The sequence below is a fragment of the Streptomyces sp. NPDC007901 genome (genome assembly GCF_042959465.1).
In the GTDB taxonomy this organism is placed as follows: domain Bacteria; phylum Actinomycetota; class Actinomycetes; order Streptomycetales; family Streptomycetaceae; genus Streptomyces.
In genome coordinates this window covers 1-19619 of the sequence record NZ_JBIBKW010000001.1, presented here as the reverse complement: position 1 = coordinate 19619, position 19619 = coordinate 1, and the positions used below count along the sequence as shown (strand labels likewise).

Genomic DNA, 19619 nt, shown 5'->3' with positions numbered 1-19619 from the left:
CGTCACACGGGCACGCTTGCCGACGTCGCGTCGGTCAGACCTCCAGCTCGCTCTCCAGCTTCTTGAGGCCGTGCCGGGCCAGGGCGAGGTTGCTGCGGCCCCGGTCCAGGGCGAGGTAGAGGAGGAGCGAACCGCCGACCTTGGTCAGGGGGCGGATCAGGTGGTACTGGCCGCCGAGCGTGATCAGGATGTCCTCGATCTCGTCGTCCAGGCCGATGGACTTCAGGGTGCGCTGCTTGGCCCGCACGACCTCGGTGTTCCCGGCCGCGGCCAGCTCCAGGTCCAGGTGGGGCCCACCGCCCAGGGCGCCGAGGGACATGCCGCTCTCGTAGTCGACGAGGGCGACTCCGAGGGCCCCGTCGATGCTCATTGCTTCCTTGAGGGTGGTCTCGATGTTCACGCTGGTGCCCTCGATTTCCTTACGTGGGTCAACTCGGACGCGAGCGGATCGGCAGAGGCCGGCACACCCGGTGTGACCGCCGCGGCCCTCCTGGACGGCGTGACGGGCCTCTCCTACGCCGAGCACGGCGACGCGGGACCGTCCCAGGACGCCCAGGAGACCGCCCACTTGGTGACCACTCACCTCAACCAGGCCGGTTTCGAGGGCGAGTTGGAGACCATCGTCATCACGACCACCAGCCACCACCATGTGACGACCCGGGTCGACCGCGAGGGCGACCCGCTCCTCCTCTTCGCCCTGGTGGACCGGCACCGGACGAACATCACCTGGGCACTGCGCGACCTGGCCGAGCACACGGGCCGACTGCTCGCATGACCGACGCGGCCCCGGCGCCCCGCAACATCCCCGCCCTGCTGTCCGCCCTGCACACAGAGGAACGGTCCTGCACCGTCCTGGTCTCGGGCACCCCGGGCGGTGTCATCCACGTCCGGGACGGCCTGGTCGTGGGCATGGAGACACCCGGCGCCCCGGTGTCGAGGTGCTTCTGCTCAAGTCGCACCGGGTCGCCGAGGAGGACTGGGCCGCCGTACGCGCCGCCGGCACCGACCCCGCACGGCTGGCCCGGGAACTGGTCGCCCAAGGCCTGCTGGGCGCCACGGAACTGGAGATCATCGGCCAGGCGGCGCTCTTCGACGCGGCCTTCGCCCTGGTCCTGACCAGCCCGGACGGCTGGGAGGTGACCGCCGCCCGCCCGCTGCTCGAAACGGGCGCCGCAGTACCGCCCGCCCGCCTGGTCACCGAGAACGCCCGCCGTGTCCGGCTGCTGGCGAACGAACGCGGCGCCACGGCCCGCTTCGCCCGCGACCGCCTGGCCCCGGCCCCCGCCGCCCGCGACCCGCGGCAGACCGCCCGTCTCTCCCCCGGCACCGCGCCGTCCTGACCGCCGCCGACGGCCGCAGACCCCCCCCCCCGGGACATCGCGTTCGCCCTCGGCCGCGGCCTGTTCGCCGTCATGGTGGACCTCCGCGACCTCCTGGCCCAGGGCCTTCTCCAGCCCCCGTCCGCCACGGCCGCCGCCCGCCCCAGCACGGCCCTGCGCACCCCGCCCCACCCCTCGACGGCACCATCGCAACCCTCAGCGACCCCGCTCCCCCGCCGCAAGCGCTAGCGGCCCCGGGGAGGCCGGCCGCGCCTCCGCACCACCGAGCACGACAGGAACGACAGGAAGTAGCCACCATGAGCGACCCCGTGCAGGACATCCTCCTCTCGTTGCGCGACCGGGTGATGGGCGTCTCCGAGACCGTCCTGGCCACCGTCGACGGCCTGGTGGTGGCCAACACCGGCACCCTCCGCCAACTCACCGCCCAGTGCACCGCCGGCCACGTCATCATCACCGCGGTCGGCACCCGAGCCCTCCTCGCCGTGGTCACAGACGAGGGCATCGACGGCCTGGCCTTCGACAGGGAGATCCCCACAGTCGTCGCAGACCTCAAAAAGGTCCTCGACAACGACGTGCCCCGAGAGGGGCGCGGGGCTGTATCGATGTGCGGCTACCGCCGCGTGGGCGCGACCAGCCACAACGCACCCGCAGACAACCACGAACACAAAAGGGGTGCGGGGGGGCCGCCCCCCCCCCCCCCCCCCCCCCCCCCCCACCCCCCCCCCCCCCCCCCGCGGGGGGGGGGGGCCCCCCCCCCCCCACCCCTCCCGCAGCTCACCTCACGTAGTGGTACGCCTCCTGCGCGCCCCCGGCCGCCGCTCACTGGGCCGAGTCACCGGATCCCCGGCCTCCACCGCACTCGCCCGCCGCCGCAGCCCGAACTCGGCCAACGCCTCCGCGAGCTTGCCCGCCGACGGCTCCGGAGCCATCACGTCCACCCGCAGCCCATGCTCCTCGGCGGTCTTCGCCGTCGCGGGACCGATGCACGCGATCACCGTCACGTTGTGCGGCTTCCCGGCGATACCCACCAGGTTCCGCACGGTGGACGACGACGTGAACAGCACGGCGTCGAACCCGCCGCCCTTGATCGCCTCCCGCGTCTCGGCCGGCGGCGGCGACGCCCGCACGGTGCGGTAGGCGGTCACGTCGTCCACCTCCCACCCGAGCTCGATCAGCCCGGCGACCAGCGTCTCCGTGGCGATGTCGGCCCGCGGCAGGAACACCCGGTCGATGGGATCGAACACGGGGTCGTACGGCGGCCAGTCCTCCAGGAGCCCCGCGGCGCTCTGCTCACCGCTCGGCACCAGATCCGGCTTCACGCCGAAGGCGACCAGCGCCTTCGCCGTCTGCTCCCCGACTGCCGCGACCTTGATCCCCGCGAAGGCCCGGGCGTCGAGCCCGTACTCCTCGAACTTCTCCCGCACCGCCTTGACGGCGTTGACCGACGTGAAGGCGATCCACTCGTACCGTCCGGTGACGAGCCCCTTCACCGCCCGCTCCATCTGCTGGGGCGTGCGCGGCGGTTCGACGGCGATCGTCGGCACCTCGTGCGGCACGGCCCCGTACGACCGCAGCTGGTCGGAGAGCGTGGCCGCCTGCTCCTTCGTGCGCGGCACGAGCACCTTCCAGCCGAACAGCGGCTTGGACTCGAACCACGACAACTGGTCGCGCTGGGCGGCGGCGGACCGCTCACCGACCACGGCTATCACCGGCCGGCCGCCGTCCGGCGAGGGCAGCACCTTCGCCTGCTTCAGCGTCTGCGCGATGGTGCCGAGGGTGGCGGTCCAGGTCCGCTGCCGGGTCGTCGTACCGGCGACGGTGACGGTCAGCGGCGTGTCCGGCTTGCGGCCCGCGGCGACCAGCTCCCCGGCCGCGGCCGCGACCGAATCGAGCGAGGTCGACACGACGACCGTGCCGTCCGAGGCACCGACCTCGGTCCAGCACCGGTCGGAGGCCGTCCGGGCGTCCACGAAGCGGACGTCGGTGCCCTGCGCGTCGCGCAGCGGCACACCGGCGTACGCGGGCACGCCCACCGCCGCCGCGACACCCGGCACGACCTCGAAAGGCACACCGGCCGCCGCGCAGGCGAGCATTTCCTCGGTGGCGTACGTATCAAGTCCCGGGTCCCCGGACACCGCACGGACGACCCGCCTGCCACCCCGCGCGGCCTCCATGACAAGATGAGCCGCATCCCGCACGGGCGGGAGGGAAGCGGTTGTTGACGCACCGTCAACAACCGTGAGTTGAGGCGCGCCTGTGCCCGGATACGGGTCCGACGAGTAATCCGGACTCGTGGGCACGACGGAGACGCCCTGCCTGGCGTGGGCTCTGATCACGTCGAGCACCTCGTGCTCGGCGACCAGGACGTCCGCGCTGGACAGTGCCTCCACGGCACGCAAGGTCAGCAGTCCCGGATCCCCGGGTCCGGCACCCAGGAAGGTGACGTGCCCGTGATCGAGGCCGGCGGGAAGGTTGGTGGGGCTCACTGTGCTCGCTCCCCCATCAGACCGGCCGCGCCCTGGGCAAGCATCTCGGAGGCGAGTTCGCGACCGAGCGTCGTCGCCTGGTCGTATGTCTCGGGCACGGGACCGGTGGTGGACAACTGCACCATCCGGGTGCCGTCGGTCGTGCCGACGACTCCCCGCAGGCGCATTTCCTTGACAATCTGCCCGTCGGCCAGCAGGTCGGCCAGCGCGCCCACAGGGGCGGAGCAGCCGGCCTCCAGGGCGGCGAGCAGTGACCGCTCGGCGGTCACGGCGACCCGGGTGAACGGGTCGTCGAGTTCCCCGAGCGCGGCGATCAGCGACGCGTTGTCCGCGACGCACTCGATCGCCAGTGCCCCCTGGCCGGGGGCGGGCAGAATCGTGTCGACCGACAGGAAGTCGGTCACCTCGTCGAGGCGGCCGATGCGGCTGAGGCCGGCCGCCGCCAGCACCACCGCGTCGAGCTCGCCGTCGTGTATGTACCCGATGCGGGTGTCGACGTTCCCCCGGATCGGGACGGTCTCGATGTCCAGCCCGTGGGTGCGGGCGTACGCGTTCAGCTGCGCCGTCCGGCGCGGCGAACCGGTGCCGATGCGCGCGCCGCGCGGCAGGTCGGTGAACTTCAGCGCGTCCCGGGCGACGATCACGTCGCGGGGGTCCTCGCGCAGCGGTACGGCCGCCAGCACCAGCTCTTCGGGCTGGGTGGTCGGGAGGTCCTTGAGCGAGTGAACCGCGAAGTCGACCTCACCGCTCAGCAGCGCGTCACGCAAGGCGGTCACGAAGACCCCCGTGCCGCCGATCTGTGCGAGGTGCTCGCGGGAGGTGTCGCCGTAGGTGGTGATCTCGACGAGCTCGACGGGCCGTCCGGTCACCCGGCTCACGGCTTCTGCCACTTGCCCGGACTGGGCCATGGCGAGTCTGGATCGCCTGGTCCCCAGTCGCAGCGGATTGTCACTCATGCCGGTCGGTCCTTCTCGTCTGTGCTGTCCACGGCCCGGGAGACGGCGGCCACCGTCTCGGGGTCGAGGTCGAACAGGGTCCGCAGCGCGTCCGCGTACCCGGCACCGCCGGGCTCGGCCGCGAGCTGCTTGACCCGTACGGTCGGCGCGTGCAGCAGCTTGTCGACGACCCGGTGCACGGCCTGCCGGATCTCCCCGCGCTGCCGCTCGTCCAGGTCGGGCAGGCGCCCGTCGAGCCGGGCGATCTCGCCCGCCACCACATCGGCGGCCATGGTGCGCAGCGCGACCACGGTCGGCGTGATGTGCGCGGCCCGCTGCGCCGCCCCGAACGCGGCCACCTCGTCCGAAACGATACGGCGGACCTGGTCGACGTCGGCGGCCATCGGAGCATCGGCCGACGCCTCCGCCAGCGACTCGATGTCGACCAGCCGCACCCCGGCCAGCCGGTGCGCGGCCGCGTCGATGTCGCGGGGCATGGCGAGGTCGAGGAGGAACAGCGCGGGAGCGGGGCGTACGAACCCGGCGACCGGCTCCGGCCTGCGTCGCTCGGGGATCCGGCCGACCCGGGTGGCGGCCGCGGCGAGCGCGCCGATCAGCTCGGCTTCGGCTTCGAGGTTCTCGGGGGTACGACGGCCGGTCTCCCGGATGTCCACCGTCCCGTTGTCCACCCAGGCCGCGTGCTGCTCCAGCTCGGCGGCGGCCATCCCGGCGACCGCGGCCTCGCCCATCACGGAGAAACCACTCTGCGCGGCGGTGAGGTCGAGCGGGCAGTTCTCGTCCGCGCCGAGGCCCGCGGCGGGCAGCGGCTTCGGGGCCGCCGGTACGGCCACGTCGATCTCGGCGACGGGTTCGCCGGTGCGTCCCTCGACCGCGGCCGCGACCGCGTCGGCGGTGAGGACCAGCCCCGTCGCCCCGGTACACGAGACCGCGAGGTCGGCACGTGTCAGCTCGCCCGGCACCGCATCCATCGGTACCGCGCGGGCCGTCACGTGCGTGTCGTCGCCCTCGTTCAGGATCTGTGCGAGCCGCTGCGCGCGGTCCAGCGTCCGGTTGGCCACGACGATCTCCGCGACCCCCGCCCGCGCGAGCGTGGCGGCGGCCAGCGAGGACATCGAGCCGGCGCCGATGACCAGCGCCTTCTTGCCCTTGGCCCAGGTCTCGACGTCGGTACCGGCGGCCAGCTGCTCCAGGCCGAAGGTGACCAGGGACTGTCCGGCCCGGTCGATCCCGGTCTCGGAGTGGGCGCGCTTGCCGACCCTGAGGCCCTGCTGGAACAGGTCGTTCATCAGCCGGCCGGCGCTGTGCAGCTCCTGCGCCCGGGCCAGCGAGTCCTTGATCTGGCCGAGGATCTGCCCCTCGCCCACGACCATCGAGTCCAGCCCACAGGCCACCGAGAACAGGTGGTGGACGGCCCGGTCCTCGTAGTGCACGTAGAGATAAGGGGTGAGCTCGTCCAGCCCGACCCCGCTGTGCTGGGCGAGCAGCGTGGACAGCTCGGCGACCCCGGCGTGGAACTTGTCCACGTCGGCGTAGAGCTCGATGCGGTTGCAGGTGGCGAGGACCGCGGCCTCGGCGGCCGGCTCGGCGGCGACCGTGTCCTGGACCAGCTTGACCTGGGCGTCCGTGGTGAGCGCGGCCCGTTCCAGGACGCTGACCGGGGCGCTGCGGTGGCTCAGCCCGACGACGAGGAGACTCATGCCGGCATCACGGCGGGCACGTCCCCGTCGGGTCCCTGCTCGCCGGACTCCTGGTGCGGGGCGACGGGCGGAACCGCGCCGTCGTGCTCCTCGCCGGCCTTGCGCTGCTCGTGGAAGGCGAGGATCTGCAGCTCGATGGAGAGGTCGACCTTGCGGACGTCGACGCCGTCCGGGACGGTCAGCACGGTCGGCGCGAAGTTCAGGATGGAGGTGACCCCGGCGGCCACGAGCCGGTCGCAGACGGGCTGGGCGGCGCCGGCCGGGGTGGCGATCACGCCGATGCTGACGCCGTTGTCCTGGATGATCTTCTCCAGGTCGTCGGTGTGCTGCACCGGGATACCGGCGACCGGCTTGCCGGCCATCGCGGGATCGGCGTCGATCAGGGCCGCGACCCGGAAACCGCGCGAGGCGAACCCGCCGTAGTTGGCGAGGGCGGCGCCGAGGTTACCGATACCGACGATCACGACCGGCCAGTCCTGCGTGAGGCCCAGCTCGCGGGAGATCTGGTAGACGAGGTACTCGACGTCGTAGCCGACACCGCGCGTTCCGTAAGAACCCAGGTAAGAGAAGTCCTTGCGCAGCTTGGCGGAGTTGACCCCCGCGGCCGCGGCCAGCTCTTCGGAGGAGACCGTGGGCACCGAGCGCTCCGACAGTGCGGTCAGCGCCCGGAGGTACAGCGGAAGCCGCGCGACGGTGGCCTCGGGGATACCTCGGCTGCGGGTCGCCGGTCGGTGAGTTCGGCCAGTTGCCACGGTGCTCCAACGGGTTGAGCGGGGCTGCGGACGGTCACTCGTACCCGGACCGCCCCGTCGACAGCAGGCTATGTCTTTGTGAACGCGTGCACAAAGATGGTGTCCGATTTGCCCCGCCAACGTGACCGGGGTCACGCACCCTCGGCGCGGTCGCGGGGAACCGGCGCATACGCGCTCACGCTCCGTCTCCAATGGGGGCAAAGCCGTACACACTCCTCACGAATCCCGCCCCCGAGATCAAGCCGCCGTCGATCCTAGGCGACTTTCCCACCGGTTTGGACTAGTCAGTCAGTGCCTTACGGAGGCGCTCTTCGTTCACACGCCAGAAGGTGTGCTGCTCACCGTCGACCAGGACGACCGGGATCTGCTCCCAGTACAGGTCGTGCAGCCGTTCGTCCTGGGTGATGTCCTTCTGCTCCCAGGGCACGTCGAGGTCGCCGCACACCTTCTCGACCACGACCTGTGCGTCATCGCACAAATGACAGCCCGGCTTACGGATGAGAGTGACCGATCGCGCACGAGACGCGGGGGCCTTCCGGCCGAAGAGAGGACTCATGCGGTCCATTCTCCCGCTCTTCCACGGCATGTTTGACTGGTTGTTTAACAGACCGGTCGCGGAGAGTTCACACCCAACCAACTCCCGCGACTCCGGATGCACCGAACAGACTGGCTATGCTCACGACATGGCCGCTCTCGGATGGCTCACTCCCCGTAGGCGCTCCGCCACGGCGCGGAGCGTGTTGGCAGGCGAGGCCTCGGCGGAGGCTGCGCGCAAGAACCAGGAAGCCCTGGCAGAAGAGGCGTCGGCGACCGCCGAAGAAGCCGCGGAGCCGGACTTCCCGGTGCTCGGCGACGACAAGGCCGCCGCCTTCTTCGACCTGGACAACACCGTCATGCAGGGCGCCGCCATCTTCCACTTCGGCCGCGGCCTCTACAAGCGGAAGTTCTTCGAGACCCGCGACCTCGCCCGGTTCGCCTGGCAGCAGGCGTGGTTCCGGCTGGCCGGCGTCGAGGACCCCGAGCACATGCAGGAGGCCCGCGACTCGGCCCTGTCGATCGTCAAGGGCCACCGCGTCGCGGAGCTCCAGACCATCGGCGAGGAGATCTACGACGAGTACATGGCCGAGCGCATCTGGCCCGGCACCCGCGCCCTCGCCCAGGCCCACCTGGACGCGGGCCAGAAGGTGTGGCTCGTCACGGCGGCACCGGTGGAGATCGCCGGCGTGATCGCCCGCCGGCTGGGCCTGACCGGAGCACTGGGCACGGTCGCCGAGTCGGTCGACGGCGTCTACACCGGCAAGCTGGTGGGCGAGCCCCTGCACGGCCCGGCGAAGGCGGAGGCGGTCCGCGCCCTGGCCGCCGCCGAGGGCCTCGACCTCTCCCGCTGCGCGGCCTACAGCGACTCCCACAACGACATCCCGATGCTCTCCCTGGTCGGTCACCCGTACGCCATCAACCCGGACACCAAGCTGCGCAAGCACGCCCGGGAGCTGGACTGGCGCCTGCGCGACTACCGCACGGGCCGCAAGGCGGCGAAGGTCGGCATCCCGGCGGCGGCCGGGGTCGGCGCGGTGGCCGGCGGCACGGCGGCGGCGATCGCGCTGTCCCGGCGCCGGCGGTAACCACGCGGCCGAGCCGCGCATCCGCACCTCCGCATTCGCGCATCCGCACAGCCCGGCGCCCCGCACGGGGCGCCCCTCAGGCATGCCTTCCGCCCGCCCGCGCCCGAACATCCCGCCGTTCTCCCGCCACGCGCCCGAATTATCGCGGGACCGCCCCAACACGCCCTCGACTCCGCCTGAACACGCACCTTTCTGATCAACAATCAGTCACTCTGCGGCACTTGAACCATCTCAAATCGGTGAGAGAAGCGACGCAATCGGTGATTTGAGCAACTCGGTGTAGCAGTGCCTGCACGAAGCGTTATTCTCCTCAGACGCAAACCGGTACCCCTCCGTCGCTACGACGGGTGAAAGGTCCCGTACTGCACGTGATGGAAGCTCTGCCTCTGGGAGTCCCGTGTACCCACACGTCGGGGTTGACGCCTCGGGCCTGGCTACGCTGCGCGCAACGGTCGCGACGGTCAAAGAGACGCTGCGCGGCCTCGTCCCCTCCGCGTACGCCGTCCCCGCCTTCGCCGGCGGCGCCCCCGTGGGCCCGTGCTACGCACTGGCCGACGGCGGCGCCGCCGTCGGCAGACGCAGCCGGACCTCCGGCAGCGCCGCCACCGCCCGCCGTCCGGCCGCGGACAGCGACAGCGCCCGGATGATGGATCTCGTGGAGCGCGCGCAGGCCGGCGAGTCCGACGCCTTCGGCCGCCTCTACGACCAGTACAGCGACACCGTGTACCGCTACATCTACTACCGCGTCGGCGGCAAGGCGACCGCCGAGGACCTCACCAGCGAGACGTTCCTGCGCGCGCTGCGCAGGATCGGCACCTTCACCTGGCAGGGCCGCGACTTCGGCGCCTGGCTGGTGACGATCGCCCGCAACCTGGTCGCCGACCACTTCAAGTCGAGCCGCTTCCGCCTGGAGGTGACGACCGGCGAGATGCTCGACGCCAACGAGGTCGAACGCTCGCCCGAGGACTCCGTCCTGGAGTCCCTCTCCAACGCGGCACTGCTCGACGCCGTACGGCGCCTCAACCCGCAGCAGCAGGAGTGCGTGACGCTCCGCTTCCTGCAGGGCCTCTCGGTCGCCGAGACCGCCCGGGTGATGGGCAAGAACGAGGGCGCCATCAAGACCCTCCAGTACCGGGCCGTGCGCACCCTCGCCCGGCTCCTCCCGGACGACGCCCGCTGAGCCGGGCACCGTCGGCGACGTCCAACTCACGCTCGGTGAAAGCCTGTTGCCATTCTCAGTCGATCACCGGTCGTCCGTAACCCAAGTGCCGAGCCGCTCGTTGTGCGGGATACAGGCTCCCTGTGGTCACGTCCAGCAAGACCCTGATCACACGATCGTGTGCATCGGTCGAGGGCGTGCAACCCTCAGGACCCCCTGGGGAGTCGACCGTCATGACGAGAGGAGGTGCCGCCAGTGATCGCGAACGTATCGGCCCACCGGCGGGCGAACGCCTTCGCCCAGGCCCTGGAGGAGCAGCCCGACCGGGACCCGGCGACCGAGCGGTCCGAGGTCCCGGCGGGCGATCCACCGGCCGCAGCGGATCGCGCCGAACGGACCGAGCCGGGCGAGCTGCTGGCCCTGGCGACGGGTCTCGCCGCTCTGCCCAAACCGGAGCTCGATCCGGAGGTCAAGGTCGTCCAGCGGGCCCAACTGGTGGCCGCGATGGAGGCCATGCTCGCGGAGGGCACCCTGGGCGGGGCGGCGGACACATCCGTGCCTGGGCAGCGTTCCGGCCGGGCCAGGGGCGCGCACCGGGCGAGTCCACTGGGCAAACTGCGACCGCGTTCCCGGCTCACCAAGGGGCTCGCCGCGGGCGGCCTGAGCGTCGGCGTGGCCGCCGGAGCCTTCGGCGGCGTCGCCGCCGCCAGCTCCGACGCCCTGCCCGGCGACTCGCTGTACGGCCTCAAACGCGGCATCGAGGACTTCAAGCTCAACTATCTGTCCGACGGCGACGACCAGCGCGGCCAGACCTACCTCGACCAGGCCTCGACCAGGCTGATGGAGGCCCGCCGGCTGATGGAGCGGGGCCGCGGCGGCCACCTCGACCACGAGTCGATCGGCGAGATCCGCCGCACCCTGTCCGGGATGCAGCAGGACGTCACCGAGGGCCACCGCCTGCTCCACGAGGCCTACGAGCGCGATCCGAACTCCCTGGGCCCCATCCAGGCCCTGTCCACCTTCGCCCAGTCGCACCGCGAGGCCTGGGGCGCCCTGCGCGACAAGCTCCCGGTCCAGCTCGGGGACGTCAGCCAGCAGGTGTCATCGGTCTTCGACGCCATAGACCAAGAGGTCGGCCCGCTGCAGTCCCTGCTCCCCCAACCGCCCCAGAGCACGGGCGGCGACACCGGCAGGCAGGGCTCCGGCACGGCGTCCACCGGTTCCTCCGGCCGCCACCGGTCGACGGCCCCGTCGTCCTCCGGCAGCTCCTCCTCCGGCCACGAATCCGGCACCGGCAGCCCCAGCGGCTCGGCCTCCGGCAGCGCCGACAACGGCCTGATCGGCGGCACCACGGGCGGCCTCCTCGACCCTCCGAAGACCGGCACGACCAGCCCGCCCCCCTCAAAGAGCGCAATCACCGAACCCGACGTCACCCTGCCCCCGCTCCTCCCGGGCCTGCTACCCGGCCTGGGCATCGACAGCGAGAACACCGGCAACTAGCCGACAGAGGTTCACTCCCCGCGCCCCAAAGGGGCGCGGGGCTGTATCAATGTGCGGCTCCGCCGCGTGGGCGCGACCAGCCCCCACCGAACGCGCACCCAGATCTCAACGCATCGCGCCTCAGAAGAAAACCGACCTCCGCTGCACAAGCAACTTGTACAGCGTGTGCTGAATCTGCTCCCGCACCTGATCCGTCAGATTGAACATCAGCATCGGATCCTCGGCCGCCTCCGGCGGATAGCCGTCCGTACGGATCGGCTCCCCGAACTGAATCGTCCACTTCGTCGGCAGCGGAATCCCGCCCAACGGCCCCAGCCACGGAAACGTCGGCGTCAACGGGAAATACGGGAATCCCAGCACCCGGGCCAGCGTCTTCGCGTTGCCGATCATCGGATAGATCTCCTCCGCCCCCACGATCGAGCAGGGAATGATCGGCGCCCCCTTCCGCAACGCCGTCGACACGAACCCGCCCCGCCCGAACCGCTGGAGCTTGTACCGCTCGCTGAACGGCTTCCCGATGCCCTTGAACCCCTCCGGCATCACCCCGACCAGCTCACCCTGGGCCAGCAGCCGCTCCGCGTCCTCCGCGCACGCGAGCGTGTGCCCCAGCTTCCGCGCCAGCTCGTTGACGACCGGCAGCACGAAGACCAGATCCGCGGCGAGCAGCCTGAGGTGACGATTCGCCGGATGGTGATCGTGCACGGCGACCTGCATCATCAGCCCGTCCAGCGGCAGCGTCCCGGAATGGTTGGCGACGATCAGCGCACCGCCCTCCGCCGGGATGTTCTCCATGCCCTTCACCTCGACCCGGAAGTACTTCTCGTACACCGGCCGCAGCAGGGACATCAGGACCTGGTCGGTCAGCTCCTCGTCGTACCCGAAGTCGTCGACCTCGTAGTCCCCGGTCAGCCGCCGCCGCAGAAACGCGAGCCCGCGCGCCACGCGCTGCTCCAGGCCGGCGTCGTCGTGCGGCTGCTCCACGCCCGTCTCAGGGCTCTCCCGGTTCACATGCACATCTTCCTGCGCGGGGATCCGCCCGGCGAGGGGCTGGACCTCACGCACCACCGCCGCCTGCTCGCCGCCGCCACGACGGCCCCCCTGACCCCGGCGCCGGGCCGGCCGCTGCACGGCAGCCCCGCGGGACCGGTCGTCGTCGAACGGAATGACCTTGGCGTCCGCCATCGTTGTTGCGCTCCTCAGTTGGCGCTCTTGGTCGGGGTCTTTGTCGGGCCGCCGCCCAGCGCGGCGAGCCGGTCGACGGCCGCTGCCACCGCCTCGGGCGGCAGCAGCCCCGGGGCCTGGGCCCGCACGAAGTCCGCGAACGTCTCCGCCGTCGTGTACTTCGGCCGGAATCCCAGCGTCTCGCGCATCTGGTCGGTGGACACCACCCGGCCGTGCGTCAGCAGCCGGATCTGCTCGGGCGAGAAGTCGCTCATACCGAGCGTCCGCACCAGGGACCCGGCCCAGGTGACCGCCGGCAGCAGCAGCGGCACGGTGGGCCGCCCCAGCCGCCGCGAACACTGCGAGAGCAACAGCACCCCGTCACCCGCGATGTTGAACGTGCCGCTGTTCAGCGTCCCCCGGACCGGATCGTGCGAGGCGATCCGCAGCACGTCGATCACATCGTCCTCGTGCACGAACTGCAGCCGGGGGTCGTACCCGAAGACGGTGGGCAGCACGGGCAGCGAGAAATAGGACGCGAGCGGGGTGTCGGCGGTGGCCCCGAGGATATTGGCGAACCGCAGCACACACACCGCCACGTCCGGCCGCCTCCTGGCGAACCCCCGCACATATCCCTCGACCTCCACCGTGTCCTTCGCGAACCCCCCGCTGGGCAGGGATTTCGGCGGGGTCGTCTCCGTGAAGACGGCGGGATCCTTCGGCGCGGAGCCGTACACGTTCGTACTGGACTTGATCACCAGCCGCTTCACGTTCGGCGACTTCTGACAGGCGCCGAGCAGCTGCATCGTCCCGATGACATTGGTCTCTTTGACGGTGGCCCGGCTGCCGCTCCCCAGCGGTGTCCCGGTCACATCCATGTGGACGACGGTGTCGGCACCGCTCTCGGCCAGCACCCGGGCGATGCTCGGCTGCCGGATGTCGGTCTGGATGAAGTCCGCCCCGCCCAGATGGTGCTCCGGCGCCACCGCGTCCACGGCGACGACCCGGTCCACTTCGGGGTCACGCTGAATACGTCGTACGAACCGGCCCCCGAGCTGACGGGCCACTCCGGTCACGAGCACGACCTTCCCCAAGATCAGCGCCTTTCTTCCGTGTTCCCGTATGCGGGCCAACTTAGCGGGTCGATGTTGCGCCGGCATGACCCCCGGCGGGCCATGACGAGCCGCAACGGCCGGAAAATGCATGTGGCCCCCCACCGTACTGGTGGGGGGCCACACACAAGCTCTCGCGGCTCGGCGCCGTAATTACTTCTTGTTACGACGCTGAACACGCGTGCGCTTGAGCAGCTTGCGGTGCTTCTTCTTGGCCATCCGCTTGCGCCGCTTCTTGATAACAGAGCCCACGACTACCCTCGCTCACTTCTCATCACTCGGTGCTGGGCATCATGGGCCCATACGACCTACGAGGGGCTAGCCTACCCGCCCGAGCGCTGAGGTCGTAATCGAGGTGCCCCGGAACGAATCCCGGAACGTCCGTCAGGCGGTCTCCACCCCCACATAGCTCTCGCGAAGGTACTCGTGTACCGCTTGCTCGGGGACGCGGAAGGACCGCCCCACCCGGATCGCGGGCAGATGACCGCTGTGCACCAGCCGGTACACGGTCATCTTCGACACTCGCATCACCGCGGCGACCTCCGCCACGGTAAGGAACACAACCTCGTTCAGAGGCCTCTCGCCAGCTGCCATGACACACCTGAACCTTCCGCACTCGACGGGCCACCGGCTTCCCCTTCCGGTGACTCTTCGTCGTTGCGTGCTCACTCCCCAATGTAGGGGCGGGTGATGCGAGTGGGGAAGAGGTGCACCCATCGGCGGCCTACTGTGACAGACACGCTCGATTGAGTACGTAGCGGGTAAGCGGCGTGTAGTAATCAGACCGCACGCCGTCATCAACCGGAACGGCGACGGACACGGCCCCCTCGGCCTCCCCCACGAAGAGCGCAGGGTCATCCGTATCCGCGAGCCCAATGGCCTCAAACCCGAGCTGACCTGCGCCGCAGACCCATCCATGATCCCCCACCACCAGCTCTGGCAGCGGCCCTCCACCCCCCGCCGCCGCATCCAGCGCCACCCGAACCGGCAGCGGCGAATGCGTGTGCGTACCCGGCGCACAACCGGGGCGTTCACGGCCCGTTTCTCTCACGAACCCGACACCTCGTACGTAATCGAGGTTGCAGGTACGTAGACCGAACCGGGTCGTTATGTCGACACAGCGACCCTGCGCAGGGGTGAGAACCTCACACCCCGCCGCCGACAACGCGTCCGCGAGACCGGCGTAGAACCCGATCAGCCGGTGCGGATGCCCGGTCCCGAACAGCACCGGGGCCCGCCGCCTGGCGACGTCCCCCACCCGCTCCGCGAAGGCATCCAGCGCGGCCACCGTGCGTTCCGGGTCGATCACATCATGCCCTGAAACACACCGCGGATCGTCCGAAACCCCACACTTGTCCGCCATCAACCGAACCAATTCCCGCTCGCTCCACGTCCCTTGTGGATCAATCCCGATCAACACCCGAGGATCCCGAGCAGCGAACAGGCGGTAACGCCGAAGACTCCGCTCCCGAGAGGTGGCCACCACCCCGGCAAGCCCGACAGCCACGAGGTACGCACGAAGCTCACCAGCACTCAACACGGCTGAGATGGTGACGGACGGCGCCCGGCGAAGAGCGGAGACCAGAAGAACACCGCACGGTCGGCGTAACGTTTGACCACCCCCGGACACCACCCACCCAGCCCGTCCGGCGCTTGAGGACGAGGCCGTCCAGGCCGAAGCGGGGGTCGAAGGGGGCGCAGCCCCCCGGTGATGGGACGGGTAGGGGCGGCGGGGGCGAGAAAACCCCTACGCCAGCAATCCCCGCAACGGAAACACAGCCCGCCGGGTGGCCAGCACAGCCTGATCCAGCCGATCAGCCGGGTCGTACCCCGCCTCCCACGACGCCCACCCCACCGGCCACCGCCCGTCCGTCATCCGCCCCGGCCCCAACTGCCGAGTCCGGGCGAACACTTCCTGCCGCCACCCCTCGGGAACCAGCGTCTCGGGCTCGATCTCCCGCCCCGCCGCGATCGCCACCAGATGCGTCCACGACCGAGGTACGACGTCCACCACCTCGTATCCGCCCCCGCCCAACGCGAGCCACTTCCCCCCGGCGTACTCGTGCGCCAGCTCATGACAGGCCACCTGCACCGCCCGCTGCGCGTCCAGCGAGACGGCCAGATGAGCCAGCGGATCCTCGAAATGCGTATCGGCCCCGTGCTGGGTGACCAGCACCTGCGGCCGGAAGTCGGCGACCAGCTCCGGCACGACCGCGTGGAACGCCCGCAACCACCCCGCGTCCCCGGTCCCCGCCGGCAACGCCACGTTCACCGCGGACCCCTCCCCCGCCCCGTCCCCGACCTCCTGCGGCCACCCGGTCTGCGGGAACAGCGTCCGGGGATGCTCGTGCAGCGAGATCGTCAGAACCCGCGGATCCTCCCAGAACGCGGCCTGCACCCCGTCCCCGTGATGCACGTCCACATCGACGTAGGCGACCCGCTCGGCACCGAGCTCCAGCAGCCGCGCGATCGCGATCGAGGCGTCGTTGTAGACGCAGAACCCGGACGCCGCCCCCGGCATCGCGTGATGCAGCCCGCCCGCGAAGTTCACGGCGTGATCCGCGTCCCCCCGCCACACGGCCTCCGCGGCCCCCACCGACTGCCCCGCGATCAGCGCGGACACCTCGTGCATCCCGGCGAAGGCCGGATCATCGACCGTCCCCAGCCCGTACGACTGATCGGCCGCCGCCGGATCCGCCGAGGCCGCCTTCACGGCCTCGATGTAGTCCTCGCGGTGCACCAGCCGCAGCGTCGACTCCCCGGCCGGCTTCGCCGCGACGACATCCGCCACCCGGTCGAGCCCGAAGGCACCGACCAGACTCCGGGTCAACGCCAGCCGGACCGGATCCATCGGATGGCCCGGACCGAAGTCATATCCCGTTACTGCCTCGTCCCACATCAGCTGTGCGCGGCCGCTCATGACCGCCACCGTATCGGTCCGACCTGGTCGCGAACGAACGGGCGTACACCAACGTCACCAGCACCAACACCATCGGCACCAGCATCGCCCCGCGATAGCTCCACGCGTCGCCGAGAGCACCCACCAACGGCGAACCGATCAGAAACCCGACGTAGTTGAAGATGTTCAGTCGCGCGATGGCCGCATCCGAAGACCCCGGGAACAACCTCCCGGCCGCCGCGAAGGTCTGCGGCACCAGCACACACAACCCCAGCCCCAGCAGGGTGAACCCGACCATCCCCACCCAGGCCCCCGGCGCCACCGCCACCACCGCGAACCCCCCGGCCGCCACCAGCGCCCCCAGCCGTACGACGGCCACGGCCCCGAACCGCCGTACCCCGAAGTCCCCGATGGCCCGCCCGACCAGCGTGGTCACCATGTACACGTTGTAGGGCACGGTCGCGAGCTGCTCACTGCTGCCCAGGACGTCCTTCAGATACTTCGCACTCCAGTTGGAGACCGTCGAGTCCCCGATGTACGCGAAGGTCATCACCAGACACAGCGGCAGCAGCAGCTTGAAGACGACACCGCCGCCCGCACCCTCGCCCGTCGCGTCCTCCACCGGCGCGGGATCACCGTCCACATACCACCGGCTCCCCACCAGCGCGGCCGGCAGCAGCACCGCCACGACCGGCAGATACGACACCCACAGCGCGAGGTGCCAGTGCGCGCCCACCCAGGCCAGCGAGGCCCCCAGAATCCCGCCCAGGCTGTACGCGGCGTGGAAGCTGAGCATGATGCTGCGCCCGTACGTCCGCTGCAGGCTCACCCCCAGCATGTTCATCGAGGCGTCCAGCGCCCCGACGGCCAGCCCGAACACGGCCAGCGACACCGCGAGCTCGGCCATCGCCCCGCCGGCCCCGACCCCGAGCAGCGCCAGCATCACCACGGGCTGGGACCAGCGCAGCAGCAGACTCGGCCGTATCCGCTTCACCAACTGCTCGGTGGTGACACTGCCGACACCGGCCAGGATCGGCACGGCAGCCAGAAAGACCGGCAGCAGCGCGTCCGAGACGCCGTACCGGTCCTGGATGGCGGGGATGCGCGTCACCAGCAGCGCGAACGTGGCGCCCTGCGTGAAGAAGCTGAACGCCAATGAGGCCCTACCGCGCCGCAGCACATCTGTCATGGCGGCGAGCGTAGGGCCCCGGCGTACTCGTGGGTAGATCCAGCCAAAGATGAATTTCCTTCAGCTTTACCTTCGTGCCGCTCAGGCGGCGACAGCGAGCCGCGGCTCCTGCCCCTCCGCCTGCTCCTTCTCCCGCTCCTGCGCGGCCGCCTCCTGGCGCTTCACCTCGTCGGTGATCAGGCACGCCATCGGCTCGGCGGCCGCCCCGCCGCAGACCACCATCCCGAGGGTGATCGCCACGACCAGGAGCAGCGAGCTCAGCCAGACCATGGTGGCCACCGGGATCGTGTAGGCGCCGACGACCCGGGCCACACACTCCACCACCAGCACCAGACCCCAGATCACGGAGAAGACCCGCTCCTTCTTCAGGAACTCCGCCGACCGGACCGCGGTCCCGGAGGCCAGCCGCTCCCAGGCGGCCTCCCGCGCCGCGTCCCCCTTCACCAGGAAGGGCTTCAGCCCCGCCGTCATCATCGGCTTCCCCAGCGCCACCGACACCAGGATCCCGATCCCGACCGTGCTGCTGACCGCACCGTCCTTGGCCAGCATCAGCCGCGGGTCGCCGGAGACGAAGCTGAGCGCCAGCCCGACCACGTTCACGACCAGGATCAGCGCCGCCAGCCCGTTGACCCGGCGTTCCCTGACCACACTCCAGACCGTCCGCACGGCCGGCACCACACTGCTCCAGGCGAGCGCCGCGAAGGTGCTCATCCCGAAGGCCTCCTTGAAGAAGTAGTACGACCCGAGGGGCACCGCCACATCCACGATCAGCGGCCGGAGGTTCTCCAGCACGCCCGCCTGCCGCTGCTTGCTCTGGGACCCGGTGTTCGTCGTCTTCGTCATGCCCTCAGCTTCGCGTCCGGGCGGGGTCCCCCAGTAGAAACGAACGTCCGGAGCTCGGCATGACAATTGTCAGCGCCCCCGTCATGCCCCCGGTCATTCCAGCAGGTCAGCCAAGTGCCCCAGGTCGGAGAAGAGTTGAGTGGCACCCCGCAGCCGCTCGGCCGGCGTCATGGCCGTGAACCCGTACACATCCATCCCGGCCGCGACCGCCGCCTGCACCCCCAGCGGACTGTCTTCTACGACGGCACAACGCCCCGGCGCGACCCCCATCCGCTCGGCCGCGTACAGGAAGAGATCCGGCGCCGGCTTCCCCCGCCCCACGTCCTGCGAACTGAACACCCGCGACTCGTCGAACCACCGGTCGAGCCCCGTCGTCCGATGCCCCACCCGGATCCGCTCATGGCTCCCGGACGACGCCACGCAGTACGGCACCCCGTCCGCCGCAAGCCGCTCCAGCACCTCCGCCGCTCCGGCCACGGGCTTCAACTCCCGCTCGAACGCGGCGAACACCCGGCTGTGAAAGACATCGTCGAAGTCGTCCGGCAACCGCTGCCCCGTACGCTCCTGGACGAGCTCATGGACCCGGTGCATCGCCGATCCCATGTAGTCCCGTATCGAGTCCTCGTAGGAGGTCGGATGCCCGAGCTCGGTGAGGTAGGCGGCCAGGAGCCGGTTGGAGATGGGCTCACTGTCGACGAGAACGCCGTCGTTGTCGAAGATGACGAGGTCATAGCGCATACCCCTGAGCTTAAATGCAGAAAGGCCCACGCCATACGGCGTGGGCCTTTCCCAAAATTTGTTCGGCGGTGTCCTACTCTCCCACAGGGTCCCCCCTGCAGTACCATCGGCGCTGTAAGGCTTAGCTTCCGGGTTCGGAATGTAACCGGGCGTTTCCCTCACGCT

General features: G+C 70.5%; 20 protein-coding genes and 1 rRNA gene. 5 read left to right on the top strand and 16 right to left on the bottom strand.

Annotation, left to right across the window (positions count from 1 at the left end):
* Positions 1 to 34 precede the first annotated feature (34 nt).
* A complete protein-coding gene (locus tag ACFZDK_RS00105) occupies positions 35 to 400 on the bottom strand; it encodes a hypothetical protein (RefSeq protein ID WP_390968232.1) in 366 nt (121 codons plus the stop codon).
* 72 nt (positions 401 to 472) lie between these two features.
* On the opposite strand from ACFZDK_RS00105, the gene ACFZDK_RS00100 reads away from it, so the two are divergent.
* Complete coding sequence (locus tag ACFZDK_RS00100) at positions 473 to 775, top strand: hypothetical protein (RefSeq protein WP_390968230.1); 303 nt, start codon at positions 473 to 475, stop codon at positions 773 to 775.
* Positions 776 to 938: 163 nt separating this feature from the next.
* On the top strand, positions 939 to 1340 hold the full coding sequence (locus ACFZDK_RS00095; protein ID WP_390968228.1) for a hypothetical protein: 402 nt from the start codon (positions 939 to 941) through the stop codon (positions 1338 to 1340).
* A 779-nt stretch (positions 1341 to 2119) separates the two neighbouring features.
* Here the strand turns inward: ACFZDK_RS00095 and ACFZDK_RS00090 are convergent.
* The 5 genes from ACFZDK_RS00090 to ACFZDK_RS00070 all read right to left on the bottom strand — a co-directional run bounded on the left by ACFZDK_RS00090 (position 2120) and on the right by ACFZDK_RS00070 (position 7796).
* Positions 2120 to 3826: a uroporphyrinogen-III synthase gene (locus ACFZDK_RS00090; RefSeq protein ID WP_390968226.1), complete on the bottom strand. Its 1707-nt coding sequence runs from the start codon at positions 3824 to 3826 to the stop codon at positions 2120 to 2122.
* Entirely contained in the window at positions 3823 to 4782 is a 960-nt protein-coding gene (gene hemC / locus ACFZDK_RS00085; RefSeq protein WP_390968224.1) for a hydroxymethylbilane synthase, read from the bottom strand. The genes ACFZDK_RS00090 and hemC overlap by 4 nt, the downstream gene beginning before the upstream one ends.
* Positions 4779 to 6479, bottom strand: a complete 1701-nt coding sequence (locus ACFZDK_RS00080) for a glutamyl-tRNA reductase (RefSeq protein ID WP_390968222.1) — start codon at positions 6477 to 6479, stop codon at positions 4779 to 4781. The genes hemC and ACFZDK_RS00080 overlap by 4 nt, the downstream gene beginning before the upstream one ends.
* Complete coding sequence (locus tag ACFZDK_RS00075) at positions 6476 to 7231, bottom strand: redox-sensing transcriptional repressor Rex (RefSeq protein ID WP_390968220.1); 756 nt, start codon at positions 7229 to 7231, stop codon at positions 6476 to 6478. Before ACFZDK_RS00075 ends, ACFZDK_RS00080 begins: the two co-directional genes overlap by 4 nt.
* A 280-nt stretch (positions 7232 to 7511) precedes the next feature.
* The gene (locus tag ACFZDK_RS00070; protein ID WP_390968218.1) at positions 7512 to 7796 is read right to left on the bottom strand and encodes a glutaredoxin family protein; all 285 of its coding nucleotides are present in this window, start codon (positions 7794 to 7796) and stop codon (positions 7512 to 7514) included.
* A 118-nt stretch (positions 7797 to 7914) separates the two neighbouring features.
* Here ACFZDK_RS00070 and ACFZDK_RS00065 point away from each other — a divergent pair, with 118 nt between their 5' ends.
* The 3 genes from ACFZDK_RS00065 to ACFZDK_RS00055 all read left to right on the top strand — a co-directional run bounded on the left by ACFZDK_RS00065 (position 7915) and on the right by ACFZDK_RS00055 (position 11512).
* Positions 7915 to 8853 (top strand): HAD-IB family hydrolase, encoded by a 939-nt coding sequence (locus ACFZDK_RS00065; protein WP_390968216.1) that lies wholly within the window; start codon positions 7915 to 7917, stop codon positions 8851 to 8853.
* A gap of 397 nt (positions 8854 to 9250) precedes the next feature.
* Positions 9251 to 10033 carry an ECF subfamily RNA polymerase sigma factor, BldN family gene (locus ACFZDK_RS00060; protein ID WP_390968214.1) on the top strand — a complete coding sequence of 261 codons (783 nt, stop codon included), beginning with the start codon at positions 9251 to 9253 and terminating at the stop codon, positions 10031 to 10033.
* A gap of 234 nt (positions 10034 to 10267) precedes the next feature.
* The gene (locus ACFZDK_RS00055) at positions 10268 to 11512 is read left to right on the top strand and encodes a DUF5667 domain-containing protein (protein WP_390968212.1); all 1245 of its coding nucleotides are present in this window, start codon (positions 10268 to 10270) and stop codon (positions 11510 to 11512) included.
* A gap of 120 nt (positions 11513 to 11632) precedes the next feature.
* Here the strand turns inward: ACFZDK_RS00055 and ACFZDK_RS00050 are convergent, their stop codons facing one another.
* From ACFZDK_RS00050 to rrf, 10 genes are all read right to left on the bottom strand, one after another.
* Complete coding sequence (locus tag ACFZDK_RS00050; protein WP_355721828.1) at positions 11633 to 12694, bottom strand: lysophospholipid acyltransferase family protein; 1062 nt, start codon at positions 12692 to 12694, stop codon at positions 11633 to 11635.
* 14 nt (positions 12695 to 12708) lie between these two features.
* Positions 12709 to 13767 (bottom strand): NAD-dependent epimerase/dehydratase family protein, encoded by a 1059-nt coding sequence (locus tag ACFZDK_RS00045; protein WP_390968209.1) that lies wholly within the window; start codon positions 13765 to 13767, stop codon positions 12709 to 12711.
* 171 nt (positions 13768 to 13938) lie between these two features.
* Positions 13939 to 14037 (bottom strand): 30S ribosomal protein bS22, encoded by a 99-nt coding sequence (locus tag ACFZDK_RS00040; RefSeq protein WP_003948845.1) that lies wholly within the window; start codon positions 14035 to 14037, stop codon positions 13939 to 13941.
* A 132-nt stretch (positions 14038 to 14169) separates the two neighbouring features.
* Positions 14170 to 14379, bottom strand: a complete 210-nt coding sequence (locus tag ACFZDK_RS00035) for a helix-turn-helix domain-containing protein (protein WP_067299677.1) — start codon at positions 14377 to 14379, stop codon at positions 14170 to 14172.
* Positions 14380 to 14509: 130 nt separating this feature from the next.
* Positions 14510 to 15325, bottom strand: a complete 816-nt coding sequence (locus ACFZDK_RS00030; protein ID WP_390968207.1) for a phosphatase — start codon at positions 15323 to 15325, stop codon at positions 14510 to 14512.
* Between the two features lie 207 nt (positions 15326 to 15532).
* The gene (locus ACFZDK_RS00025) at positions 15533 to 16705 is read right to left on the bottom strand and encodes an acetoin utilization protein AcuC (protein WP_390968205.1); all 1173 of its coding nucleotides are present in this window, start codon (positions 16703 to 16705) and stop codon (positions 15533 to 15535) included.
* The gene (locus ACFZDK_RS00020; protein ID WP_390968201.1) at positions 16656 to 17873 is read right to left on the bottom strand and encodes an MFS transporter; all 1218 of its coding nucleotides are present in this window, start codon (positions 17871 to 17873) and stop codon (positions 16656 to 16658) included. Before ACFZDK_RS00020 ends, ACFZDK_RS00025 begins: the two co-directional genes overlap by 50 nt.
* Positions 17874 to 17954: 81 nt before the next feature.
* Positions 17955 to 18716 carry a VC0807 family protein gene (locus ACFZDK_RS00015; protein ID WP_390968198.1) on the bottom strand — a complete coding sequence of 254 codons (762 nt, stop codon included), beginning with the start codon at positions 18714 to 18716 and terminating at the stop codon, positions 17955 to 17957.
* 93 nt (positions 18717 to 18809) lie between these two features.
* Positions 18810 to 19454, bottom strand: a complete 645-nt coding sequence (locus ACFZDK_RS00010; protein WP_390968196.1) for an HAD-IA family hydrolase — start codon at positions 19452 to 19454, stop codon at positions 18810 to 18812.
* 60 nt (positions 19455 to 19514) lie between these two features.
* Positions 19515 to 19619, bottom strand: a 5S ribosomal RNA gene (gene rrf, locus ACFZDK_RS00005); the annotation flags it as partial.